Source organism: Clostridium sp., assembly GCF_017888565.1.
GTDB lineage: Bacteria > Bacillota > Clostridia > Clostridiales > Clostridiaceae > Clostridium.
The window spans coordinates 41,175-54,481 of sequence record NZ_JAGHFX010000057.1 but is presented as its reverse complement, the minus strand read 5'-3'; the positions used below and the strand labels follow the sequence as shown (position 1 = coordinate 54,481).

11 protein-coding genes are annotated in these 13,307 nt (G+C 27.3%); 3 read left to right on the top strand and 8 right to left on the bottom strand.

The features are described from left to right. Positions 1–97 precede the first annotated feature (97 nt). The gene (locus tag J7M87_RS10525) at positions 98–1,387 is read left to right on the top strand and encodes a glycoside hydrolase family 125 protein (protein ID WP_291651015.1); all 1,290 of its coding nucleotides are present in this window, start codon (positions 98–100) and stop codon (positions 1,385–1,387) included. A 55-nt stretch (positions 1,388–1,442) separates the two neighbouring features. On the opposite strand, the gene J7M87_RS10520 is transcribed toward J7M87_RS10525, so the two are convergent. Then, complete coding sequence (locus J7M87_RS10520; protein ID WP_291651014.1) at positions 1,443–3,212, bottom strand: ABC transporter ATP-binding protein; 1,770 nt, start codon at positions 3,210–3,212, stop codon at positions 1,443–1,445. Next, the gene (locus J7M87_RS10515; protein ID WP_291651013.1) at positions 3,213–4,955 is read right to left on the bottom strand and encodes an ABC transporter ATP-binding protein; all 1,743 of its coding nucleotides are present in this window, start codon (positions 4,953–4,955) and stop codon (positions 3,213–3,215) included. Positions 4,956–5,165: 210 nt separating this feature from the next. Here J7M87_RS10515 and J7M87_RS10510 point away from each other — a divergent pair, with 210 nt between their 5' ends. Next, positions 5,166–6,020 carry an AraC family transcriptional regulator gene (locus J7M87_RS10510; protein WP_291651012.1) on the top strand — a complete coding sequence of 285 codons (855 nt, stop codon included), beginning with the start codon at positions 5,166–5,168 and terminating at the stop codon, positions 6,018–6,020. 107 nt (positions 6,021–6,127) lie between these two features. On the opposite strand, the gene J7M87_RS10505 is transcribed toward J7M87_RS10510, so the two are convergent. The 6 genes from J7M87_RS10505 to J7M87_RS10480 form a co-directional block, all read right to left on the bottom strand. Then, entirely contained in the window at positions 6,128–7,579 is a 1,452-nt protein-coding gene (locus J7M87_RS10505) for an ABC transporter substrate-binding protein (protein WP_291651011.1), read from the bottom strand. Positions 7,580–7,765: 186 nt separating this feature from the next. Next, positions 7,766–8,758, bottom strand: coding sequence for an aldo/keto reductase (locus J7M87_RS10500; RefSeq protein WP_291651010.1), 993 nt, complete (start codon positions 8,756–8,758; stop codon positions 7,766–7,768). A gap of 36 nt (positions 8,759–8,794) precedes the next feature. After that, positions 8,795–9,706, bottom strand: coding sequence for an ROK family protein (locus tag J7M87_RS10495; protein WP_291651009.1), 912 nt, complete (start codon positions 9,704–9,706; stop codon positions 8,795–8,797). Between the two features lie 297 nt (positions 9,707–10,003). After that, positions 10,004–10,714 carry a GntR family transcriptional regulator gene (locus tag J7M87_RS10490; protein WP_291651008.1) on the bottom strand — a complete coding sequence of 237 codons (711 nt, stop codon included), beginning with the start codon at positions 10,712–10,714 and terminating at the stop codon, positions 10,004–10,006. A gap of 212 nt (positions 10,715–10,926) precedes the next feature. Further along, entirely contained in the window at positions 10,927–11,862 is a 936-nt protein-coding gene (locus J7M87_RS10485; protein ID WP_291651007.1) for a type I phosphomannose isomerase catalytic subunit, read from the bottom strand. A 240-nt stretch (positions 11,863–12,102) separates the two neighbouring features. Then, positions 12,103–12,861, bottom strand: coding sequence for an HAD family hydrolase (locus J7M87_RS10480; protein WP_291651006.1), 759 nt, complete (start codon positions 12,859–12,861; stop codon positions 12,103–12,105). 186 nt (positions 12,862–13,047) lie between these two features. On the opposite strand from J7M87_RS10480, the gene J7M87_RS10475 reads away from it, so the two are divergent. After that, positions 13,048–13,278 (top strand): hypothetical protein, encoded by a 231-nt coding sequence (locus tag J7M87_RS10475; RefSeq protein ID WP_291651005.1) that lies wholly within the window; start codon positions 13,048–13,050, stop codon positions 13,276–13,278. Positions 13,279–13,307 lie beyond the last annotated feature (29 nt).

Below are 13,307 nucleotides of genomic sequence, written 5' to 3'. Positions count from 1 at the left end.
ACAAGTTGTATATTACAAACTTCATATTGCAAATTATATCTTGTAAGCTTAATATTACAATCTTAATATTACAAGTTATATTATAGGAGGAAAATTCATGAAGAATATTAATAATGAAAAGCTAATTATTTTTAAAGATACATTAAAAGAAATAGGAACAAACCTTTCAAAATCAATTAAAGATGAGAAACTCAAAAAACTATTTTTCAATTGTTTTATAAATACTATTGATACAACTATGCTTTATGAAGAAAATGACACTTTTATAATAACAGGAGATATTCCTGCAATGTGGCTTAGGGATTCAACTTCTCAAGTAGAGCACTACTTACCGTTTGTTAATGAATATCCTATATTGAAAGATTTATTTACTGGATTAATTAATAGACAAGTTAAATGTATTATGATTGATCCTTATGCTAATGCTTTTAATAAAGAACCTAATGGTCAAAAGTGGGACAATGATATAACTAAAGACAGCCCTTGGGTATGGGAACGAAAATATGAAATTGATTCTCTTTGTTTTCCCGTAAGATTAATTTACAAGTACTGGAAAACCTCAAATGATACAAGCTTTTTTAACGATACTATTAAAGAGGTTTTTTATTCAATCATAAATTTATGGGAAATTGAACAATATCACTTTGAAAAATCTGATTATTCATTTCAAAGATTGAACTGCCCAGAAAGTGATACTTTAACTAACAATGGATTAGGAAATCCAGTTACTTTCACAGGAATGACATGGTCAGGTTTTAGAGCTAGTGATGATGCATGTAAATATGGCTATTTAATACCATCTAATATGTTTGCTAGCATTGCTTTAAAATATATAGAAGAGATTTCTGAATCAATATTTAATGATTATTCTTTAAGTCTTAAAGCTAAATCTCTAAGAACACAAATAGAGGAAGGGATCGAAAAATTCGGTATAGTTGAACATGAATGTTTCGGTAAAATTTATGCCTATGAAACGGATGGACTTGGTAACTATAATTTGATGGATGATGCTAATGTACCTAGCCTTTTATCTATACCATATTTAGAATATAGACCAATAGATGATGAGGTTTATCAAAATACTCGTAAATTTATTTTAAGCAAAAATAACCCTTACTATTATGAAGGTACATCCGCTTGTGGAATAGGTAGTCCTCATACTCCTGATCAATATATATGGCATATTTCACTTTCAATGCAAGGATTAACATCTAATAACGAATTAGAAATAAATGACTTATTGGAAACTTTAATTAATTGCGATGGAGATACTAACTATATGCATGAAGGTTTTAACTGCAACAACCCTAAAGAATTTACAAGAGAATGGTTTGCTTGGTCAAACTCATTATTTGCGGATTTTATATATAAAAAGTTCATTAAGTAATTTATATTTTAAAGGCTCCAGGTGCAATGCTCCTGGGGCCTAAACAAATTAAAAATTATATATCAAGGTACTGTGATTTATATAAATTATAGTACAATCCTTTTTGTTTTATTAATGAATCGTGAGTTCCCTCTTCTAATATTTGTTTTTCTCCTATATACATTATCTTATCTGAATTAACTATTGTTGATAATCTATGAGCTATAACAAAAGATGTTCTTCCCTTAAGTAGTTCTTCTATTCCCTCTTGTAATAATGCTTCTGTTTCTGTATCTATACTTGATGTAGCCTCATCTAAAATTAGTATCTTAGGATCAGATAATAACACTCTCGCAAATGATATAAGTTGCTTTTGTCCAACTGAAAGTCCATTTCCTTGTTCATTTAAATATGTGTTATACCCGTCCTTAAAATCTTTTATAAAATCATCAGCTTTAACTATTTTAGCTGCATTCATAACTTCTTCATCTGTGGCATCTAACCTTCCGTATCTTATGTTTTCCATTATAGTTCCTGAGAAAACAAATGGATCTTGTAGCATAACTCCTATTTCTTTTCTAAGGGATTTTAACGTAACCTCATTTATATCTACCCCATCTATAAGAATATTACCTGATTTTATCCTATAAAATCTTGATAAAAGATTTACTATAGTTGTCTTTCCTGCTCCAGTTGGTCCAACTAAAGCAATTTTTTCTCCTGAATTTACCTTCATATTTATATTTTCTAAAATAGGACTATTTTCTTCATATTCAAAATATACATTTTCAAAGTTTACATCACCATTAATATTTTGTAATGATATTGCATCTTCCTTATCGAATTCAGGTTCTTCGTCCATTGCTTCAAATATTCTTTCTAAATATGCCATTGCATTTATCAATGTATTATAGAAATTACCTATGTTAGTTATTGGTGCCCAGAATATCCATACATAAGATATAAAGGCTGTTAAAAGTCCAAGAGAAACACCATCTACAAATACTAAAATTCCAAATATATAAATAAGTGAAATTGATGTAACTGATACAGTTTCTATACTAGGCCAAACAAGAAAGTTTAACCTTACAGCCTTCATCCATGAATCACTACATTCATTGCAAAGATCTTTATATATTTCCATATTTTCTTTTTTTCTAGAAAATGACTGTGTTACCATTATTCCATTTATGCTTTCATGTATATAAGCATTTAAATTTGATTGCTTTGCACTTACTCTTTGATGAGCCCTTCTTTGTGCATTTTTAATAGATAACATAATGACTAATAATATTGGAATGCAAATAAGAGTTACTAATGTTAATTTTATACTTAAAAATGACATAAATATTATAGTCATAACTAAAGTAACCATATCTGCAATTAAATTAACAAATCCATTAGATAAAATATCGCTTAAAGAATTTATATAGTTTACAACTCTTACTAATATCTTTCCATGAGGTCTAGAATCATAATAGTTAAATGGCACATATTGAAGATTTCTAAATAAGTCATGTCTAATATCCACTAGAATATCTTGTCCCACTTCTCCCATTGTGTACATTCTATGTCGCATAATTACTGCTATGGATATAAATATTATCACATATAAAATAGACAATACTACAAGTCCACCAATATTTTTATTTGGAATATATACATCTAATGCAGTCTTTGCTATTACTGGTCCAATTAATGAAATTGAGCTTGATAATAACATTAATAATATTGAAGTGAAAATTTTAGTTTTATAAGGCTTCATATATTTTAATAATCTTTTCAAGTACTCTAAATTAAAGCCAACTTCTAATTCTTCATCGACATTATATTTATTTCTTGCCATTTATACTCCCTCCACTTCTAAATTCAAATTGCCATATTGAGTATAAAATATATTTGAATAGTATCCATCTTTCTTTACAAGCTCATTATGAGTTCCTCTTTCAACTATTTCTCCATTATCTAAAACTAATATTAAATTAGCTTGCTTTAATGAGGATATTCTATGAGCAATTATAAATGTTGTCTTTTTTTCTTCCATATTTTTAAGTTCATGTTGTATTTTCTTTTCTGTTTCCATATCAACAGCAGATGTAACATCATCTAATACAAATATTGATGCATTTTTCATCATTGCCCTTGCTAAAGATACCCTTTGCTTTTGACCTCCAGAAAGTCCTACTCCTCTTTCCCCTATAATTGTTTCATATCCCTCATCTAATCTCTTTATAAAATCATGAGCTTGAGCTTTTTTAGCTATACCTTTTACTTCTGTAAAACTTGCCCGTGGATTACTAAAAGCTATATTATCTTTAACTGTATCTGAAAATAAGAATATATCTTGCATAGCAGTTGCTATATTTCCTCTTAATATATCTAAATCTATATCCTTTATATTAATTCCATCTATAAAAATCTCCCCTTCAGTTGTATCATGAAATCTAGATAATAAATTTATTATTAAAGATTTTCCTGAACCCGTATGTCCAACTAGCCCTATTGTTTGTCCTGCTTTAACTTCAAATGAAACATTGTTTATAACTCTTCTTCCATCTAAATCTAGGCTTACATTTTTAAAGCTTATATCACCTTTAAATTTATTAAGATTAATTGTTTCTTCATTATTTTTTATATTACTTTCTGTTCTTAGTAACTCCATTATCTTTGCTGATGACGCTATAAATCTTTGAGTATCATTTATTAAATATCCACACATTCTCATTGGATTATTTAATGCCCATAATAAGCTATTAAAGATAACTAACTCTCCAAGAGTTATTTCATTTGTAACAACTAATATTCCTCCAACTAATATCATTACGACAGATAAACTGTTTGATAAAAACTCTAGCTTAGGAATATATTTTCTTGTAACCTTAATCGTATCTAAATTTCTATCTTTATAATTTTTATTCTCTACATTAAACTTATCTATTTCAAAATTTTCTCTTCCAAAAGCTCTAACAACTCTATTCCCACTTATGTTTTCTTGAACAACAGAATTTAATCTTGAATATGCTTCTCTTATATTGTGAAATGTAGGTGAAATTTCTTTGCTCATTTTAAAAGTAAAGAATCCAATTAAAGGTGATATCAAAAGCATAAATATTGTTAGAGTAGCATTTACATACATCATTGATATTATTGCAAATGCAAAAGTTGTTATAGAAGCAATAATATTATAAACTACCCATGCAACAAAGTGTCTTATGGCATCAGTATCCCCTGTCATTCTTGCCATTAGATCTCCAGTTTTAACTTTACTATAGAAATTAACATCTAATTCTAAAAGTTTATCGTATAAGTCCGTTCTTATTTCAAACAAAATATCTTGTGAAATCTTCTCTAATATCATTTGATATGCATAAGTTATAAATCCTTTAAACACAACAATTGCAATCATAATTAATATAAGCGGTATTAATAAATTTGTTTGCTTTGCTCCTAATACCTTATCTACTATTCTTCCTGATATAAATGGATTAACCATATTAATTGCTGATGTGAATAGTACTAATAATAGTGCAAATAAATATTTTAATTTGTACTTTTTTAAATAACTAAATATCCATTTTAAACTGTCCATAATCAAGCCTCTCCTTATATTATTTATTCGTAAATTTTCCTTTTTTAATAATTAAATACCCTCTTAAAAATATCCATAACCAAGTTCTCCTTATATTATTTATTTCTAAGTAAGATTATAGCTAAGTTATTGAAAATAAAAATGTATTATATTAAACTTTAAATGTATATTATTATACTAATTGAAGTAATTATTTTTGGAGATGTTAAAATGAATAGAGTACATGCAAATATAGATTGTTATAATCCTCAAATACTTTTTGTAATTGATGGATGGTGTTCACCAGAAATACCAGTTCCAGAAACTAATTATCACTGCCATGAAGATTTTATTGAACTTTCTTTTATTACTTCTGGTTCTGTAGATTATTTAATTGAAGGTGAAAAATATACACTAAAAAAGGGACAAGTGCTTATTTCTAATCCTGGAATATATCATAAGGAGCTATTCGATTCCAATACTAATTGTAGAGAATTGCATATTGGGTTAACTAATTTAAACTTATTTAGTAATATAAAAAAAGACTATATTGATACAGGTGATAAAAACGTTCTCACTTTTACTAAATATAAAGATGCAATATTGAAGAGTTGCTTAGAAATTGTTGAAGAACAAAAAAGCTATAATCAAACTTCTCCATTTATGCTTAAATCTTTAGTTATGAAATTGCTTATTTTGTTATATAGAGAAATAAATGATGAAGATACTATTATTGACTCCAGAGAATTTTCATTTAAATCTCGTGAAAAGAAAGCATTAGTCGAAAGCATAACAAAGTACTTAACTGAAAATTATACAGAAGACATTTCTTTGTATACATTATCAAAAAATATGTATTTAAGTCCTGTTTATATCTCTAAGATTTTTAAAGAGCTTATGGGAGATTCACCTATAAATTATTTAATACAAATAAGATTATCCAAAGCAAAGGATTTATTAGAAAACTCTAAGCTTTCAATAAAATCTATTGCTAAAATGGTTGGATATAGTGACCCATATTACTTTAGTAAACTTTATAAAAAGTATTATGGTGCTTCACCTAACAAAGCTAGAAAAACAAGCTAATAAAAATTTTTATGCTTAACTTTTACAACTAAAAAATAGCTATGAAACTTTAATTTCATAGCTATTTTTTAGTTACTTTGTTAATATATAGATTTTTGGATTAAATATTATTTAGTCTTTTTCCATTCATCTACTTGCTTTTGCATTTCAGTTATAACTTTATCTATTCCTTGCTCTTTTAACTTAGCATTTAATTTTCCTAAGTATTCATCAATATCTACTGATCCACTATAAAGAGTTGACTTAAATTCTTCTAAGACATTATTTATAGCTGCAATTTCATTAGAAACACTTGAAGAATCAAATTTAAATCCTAGTGCTGGTGATACTTTTGATTTATCATTAAAATCTTTAAACTCATCCCACTTAGTTGCAGGCTCACCTTCTAATTTATAAGTTATAAATAAATTTCCTAATGAGAAATATGGAACATCATAATTTTTTTGATCTGGATTAATTATCTTTATATTACCGCCATCTACTTTTTCATAATGAACATCTTCAACACCATAGTTTATTAAGTTTCTTAAATATTCGTCTGTATTTAATAATGTTAAGAATTCAAAAGCTTTATCTTTATTCTTTGAGTTGTTTGATATCGCAATTAATGATCCTGTTGTTGATCCATTAGTTATTAATGTATCAACTATTGGAGATGATACTACTGGATAATTCAATGCTTTTGACCAAAGTGTATCTGCATACGGTTGTCCATCGCCCTTTGTTACAAATCTCTTAACAGATTTATCATCTTGAGCTGTAGCAGAATCTGCATTTATATATCCAGCTTGATAATACTTCCTTAAAGTATTTAATCTATCTTTCATTTCTTGTGTTTCAAACATATTCTTTATAGTTAAAGATGTATCGTTAGCTTCTACTCCAACTGGATCTACTAATTGGTCAAAGAATACTGTGTAAGAGAATCCTTTAGTTATATATAAAGGAACTACTCCTGGTTCATTTTCCTTTATAACTTTTAGCCATGGTTCTAAATCTTCTAAACTGTGAATATCTTGATATGGTATATTGTATTTATCAACATATTCTTTAGTAAATGTCCACATAGGAGCTACTCCTAATTCTTTTTGATTTGGCACCCCATAAATCTTACCCTCTATAGTTGCTCCTTCCCAAAATCTAGCATCAACAGTTTCTTTTAATTTTGTTCCTGTATCAGAATTTAAATATTCATCTAACTCTAAGAAAGCTCCTTTTCTTGAGTTTCCTAAATAATCTCCAGCCCATGAGCATGTAAATGCTAAATCGTAATCTTCTCCTGAATTAATTACTACGGACATCTTTTGATTATAGTCACCAAACCCTATAAATTTCATATCTAGATTAGCATTTATTTTATCACCTAAATATTTATTGGCTTCAGCTAATACTTTATCAAGATCTTTTGGCTCCTCTCCAATTGCATACCAAGTTAAAGTAGTTAGCTTATCTCCATTTGAGCTAGAAGTCCCTGTTGACTTACCACATCCTGTGAATATAGCTGAAGTTGCCATTATTGCACAAGTTGCTAATGCAAGCATCTTTTTTATTTTTCTCATTATCTTTTCCCCCTTAATTTAATAACGTTTACAAAAATAATTATAATATTTTACATTAACACTTTATAGTGTACTTATTTCATATTTGATTAACTAACTCTAGGTAAATTCTATACTTTAAATGTAAAAAATAGGCCTTAGGGACACTGCCCCTAAGGCCTAAAAATCGTAATATACACAAGATATTTACTTTAATATTTCCTCAATACTTTCAAGTTCTTTATCACTAAAACTTAAATTATTTATTATATTCTTATTGTCTACTATTTGTTCTGGCTTACTAGCACCTATGAGAACTGTTGTAACAGCATCATTTCTTAATACCCAAGCTAATGCCATTTGTGCTAAAGTTTGTCCTCTTTTTTGTGCTATATAATTTAATTGTCTTATTTTTTCAATCTTTTCAGCAGTTATATCTTTTTCATTTAAGAATTTACTATTTACTTTTTTAGCTCTTGAATCTTCTGGAATTCCATGAAGATATTTATTAGTTAATAGCCCTTGAGCTAAAGGTGAAAATGCTATTGAGCCTATTCCTTCTTCCTTATGAACATCATGTAAGCCTTCTACCTCACTTAAGCGATTAAACATACTATAACTAAATTGATGGATAAGACATGGAGTACCGTTTTCCTTTAATATTCTAGAAGCTTCTTTTAATTCTTTTGGATGATAATTTGATAAACCTATATATAATGCTTTTCCTTGCTTTACTATATCAGTTAATGCTCCCATAGTTTCTTCAAGTGGTGTATCTGGATCTGGTCTATGGTGATAGAATATGTCAACATAATCTAAGTTCATTCTTTTTAAACTTTGATCTAAACTCGAAATTAAATATTTTCTTGAACCACCATTTCCATAAGGGCCTGGCCACATATCATATCCTGCTTTTGTTGATATTATCATTTCATCCCTATATTGATTAAGCTCACTATTTAGTATTCTGCCAAAGTTCTCTTCTGCAGAACCATATATAGGACCATAATTGTTTGCTAAATCAAAATGTGTTATTCCATTATTAAAAGCCTCAAATATTACTGTCTTTTGATTTTCAATTGGATCTACAGATCCAAAATTATGCCATAATCCTAAAGCAACCCTAGGTAAATACAACCCACTATTACCACATTTAATATATTTCATTTCATCATATCTGTTTTCGTTTATATCGTGCATATTCTCTTCCCCTCCATTAAAGCGGTGTATTCTCAATTATATTTTATTTCTTTGTAAATAATTAAATAATGCTCCTAATAAATTTGCATCATTTTCAAATTTACACTTTTCAATTATAGGCCTAACCTTTGCTTCTTTTACATTTTCCATTATTATATCTAATTTTTCATTTATTTTATCTATGAAATCCGGTCTACTACTTATCGCCCCTCCAAGAATAATTTTCTCTGGATCATACATATATTGAATATTGAATATCCCCATTGCGTTATTTAAATAAAACTCATCTATAGCATGAATACAATCCAAATCTCCATTTTCAGCTAACTCGAAAACTTTTTTTCCATCTATTTCATCTATAGCAATATTTTTTAATTCAGCTACATTTTCTAATAAAGCTCCAACAGCACCTGTCTTACTCCAAGTTTTAAAGCTTACTTTATCGCCTTCATAAACTCTATCTAAAATACAATATCCAAATTCTCCACCATGTAGATTATTTCCTTTATGAATTTTTTTATCTTTTATAACTGCTCCACCAATTCCTGTACCACATACTACAAATAATACATCATTATTATCTTTAGCAGCACCTTTCCATACTTCTCCTAAGGCAGCACAATTTGCATCATTTTCTATTTCTAAAGTTAATCCTAAGTCTTCCCCAAATACTTTTTTAAAGTTTGGTCCATGAATACAAGGTAAGGCACTTGCTCCTCCAATTAATCCTGATTCACTGTCTACTCCCCCTGGTGCACTTATTGCCACCCCATCTATGTTATGTTCTTCCTTTGCTTTATTAATTACATTAATCATAGATGCTTTGAATAATTGAAAATCATCTTTTTCTGATTTATAGCTTCCCTTTGATACAAATTCTCCTTCTTCTGTTATAATTGCATACTTTACACTACTTCCACCAATATCAAATACTATATATTTATTCATACTTTTCCATCTCCCATTATTAAAATTTTTATATAATTATAAAAACGTTTTCTGCAATTCCATAAACTAAAAACTACTTGCTAGTAGTTTTTATAGGCAAATAAAACTTTATATAATATACATCACTTACGCTTAACTAAATTATATTAAAACTAAATACCTAATATTATACTATATCAATATTATAACAAATATCTCTATCTTTATGAAGTACATATATACTTTTAAATCTATTATCATGCTTAATCTATATTAATTTTTCTTTGTTAATCTAATTTATTAAATAAAAAAATATCCCTATCTTACGATTATAGCTTTAAATTCATATGTATCATATCTATGTCTTGAAAATGAATATTCAAATACTTTACCATTGTCTAAATATCCTATTCTTTCAACTTCTAAAACTGGCTCATCACTCTCTAAATTTAAGTATTCATTATCTATTTCATTTGATTTTCTAGCTCTAACAGTTGAGTGAGAACTTTGTATTTTTAACTTCATCTTATCTTGTATATAGCTATATAAAGATCCCTCTGCATCAGATTTTTTTATTCCAGGGAAAAGATATAATGGCATATATGTCTTTTCAATTACTACAGCTTTTTCATCTACATATCTAACCCTATGTATAAAACATACAAAATCATCTTCATCAATTTTTAGATTTTCTGCTATTTTTGAATTTGCATTTATAATTTTAAAATCTAATAATTTACTCTCTATCTTATGTCCAGCATTTGATACTGTTAATCCTGCAAATTGATTTTTAATTGATAAATCTTCAATTTGATCCTGAGACATATCTTTTACAAATGTACCTGCTCCTCTTCTTTTAACTATTAATCCTTCCATTACTAATAAATCTAATGCTTTTTTTACAGTCATCTTACTAGCATTAAATTTTTCACAAATTTCCTTTTCAAAAGGTAATTGTTCATTTGCTTTATATTCGCCACTAATAATTTTTTCTTTTATGTAAATAGCTATTTGCTCATACTTAGTCATACTATTCTCCCTCTTATATATCAATATTATTTAATTTACCTTAAACATAAAAGATATATATTATAAACTATAATTTTACATTGTTAAATTTCCAATTTAATTACTATTATATACTAGCAAAGATATAGCTACAATCAAATTATACCCCTGATGCATAAATAATTGGAAACTTCCAATTTTTATTGACCTCAGGGGCATTAATTAACTAATTGTTATACTGGATAACTCTTTAAAACAGTAATATTACCTTTTATTTTATACTCTCCTAAAGTTGCTGGAATTAGATAGCTATCTCCCATTTTTATAGTTTCTGAAAAATCATTGCCTTCTATTGTTCCTTCTCCTTCAACACAAGTGTACATATCAAACTTTTCAATATCACTTGCATCTTTATATTCTGAAGTAATTGATATTTTTTCTATTCCAAAATACTCATTTTTGCATAATAAGCTATGATTATATCCATTATGCTTTACTACTTCTTTTTCACTTAGGTTTTCACATTGAAGATCAAAATTTATAACATCTAATGCTTTTTCAACATGAATTTCTCTTGGTCTTCCATAGTCATACACTCTGTATGTTACATCACTATTTTGTTGGATTTCTGCTATTATAACCCCTTCACATATAGCATGAACTAATCCACTATTTATTAAGAAACAATCACCTTTCTTAACTTCAATTTTATTTAAATAATTTTCTACATCATTATTTTTTATAGCTTCTTCAAATTGTTCTTTAGTACAATCTTTTGTTCCTACTATTAATGATGCACCTGGTTTAGCATCCATTACATACCAAGCTTCTGTTTTTCCATAATCCCCCTCATACTTTGCTGCATATTCATCTCCTGGATGAACTTGTACAGATAATTTTTCTTTTGAATTTATAAGTTTTATAAGTAAAGGGAATTTTTCAAGTGTTATCTTTTTTCCAACAAGTTTATGTTTATATTCTTTTATTAAATCATCAAATCTAGTTCCTTTTAATGACCCATTTGCAACAATTCCTATTCCATTTGGATGACATGCTATATCCCATGTTTCTCCTATTTCACCTTCAGGCATATTATTCCTAAAAGTTTCAAAATCTCTACCACCCCATATTTTTTCATAATAAAGGTTTTCAAATCTAATTGGATACATTAATCTTCCTCCTCTTGTAACTATGCTTATACTATTACTATTTTATAGTATACAATAAAGATATATACTTTTAAATATTTTTTCTATATTTATTGTATTTTTCTATACTTTTAAAATATTTTTTCTAATCTATTTCATATTATATAACCTTTTATAAACTTTCATAATAATATTATTCAAATACTTATTATTATGCAAATATCCAAATAATTTCTAACTCTATATTTTATACTCTTTATTCTATAAAATATATTCTTTTATACAATCTGCTACTGAATCAACTAAATATGATGCATGCTCCTTTAGTTCTTCTTCTACATGATGAAATGTAAATGAATTTTTAGTTATACTAAACATTGTAACATCATTCCACGAGTCACCTATAGTAAATATAACATCTTCTTTTATAAGTTCCTGATTTGCAAGATATTTTATTCCATTCCCCTTTGAACATCCTACTGGTACTATATCTATATAAATATCATTTCTGTATGCAATTATCTTATCTCCATATTTTTTATTAATTTTATTTTTCAATTCTTCTATTTCTAATTTATCTTTTTTAGGACTATATATAGAAATTAAGCTTAATTCATCTTCTATTTCATCTATGGAATTTACTCTTTCTTTTTTAGGATATGGTAAATTATCTCCATCAGTTAACAAATATGTAATAAAACCTGATTCCACCGAAATAGCTACATTTTCTTCTCTTATTTCATTTATAATACTCTTAATTATATCCTTTTCAATTATTTCTTGCTTAATTTTAGTTCCTAAACTATCTACTATTAAAGCTCCATTTAGTAATACATAATAATTTGCAAATATCTTATATTCATTTTTTAACATTTGTATTCCATTATACGGTCTTCCTGTTGAAACTACTAATAAATTTTTCTCTTTTTGAAGTTTACGTATAGCCTCTCTATCACATTCTGTAACTCGATCATTATTTATTAGTGTTCCGTCAAGATCTGTCGCTAGTAATTTAATCATTTATTCCTCCAGTAATATATTTATATTTTTATACTATAATATTATCATATTATTACTTAAGTTTTTACAAATAAATTTTTCAGTACTATATTTTAATCCCAAATAATCTTTTTGCATTTTTAGAAGATAATACTAGGAATTAAAAACTTCATATTTCAAATAATATAAGTATAAGGAGGGATTAATATGCCAACAAAACCTAACAACAAAAAAATTTATTTACCTAATGAGAGAACTGGATACGCTCCAGAAAAGCACGCTTTAGTGAGTCATGGAAAAATAGAAGGACCATCAAGTCCATTACCTAGCACAGTAGAAGATAATATAGTTGTAAATAATATTGCTTATATGGAGTTTGATTACACAGAACAACCAGAAGTAGATCTTGAAATTGATACAAACGCTCCAAATAAATAAACTATATTAATTGTATAATACCCTAAGAA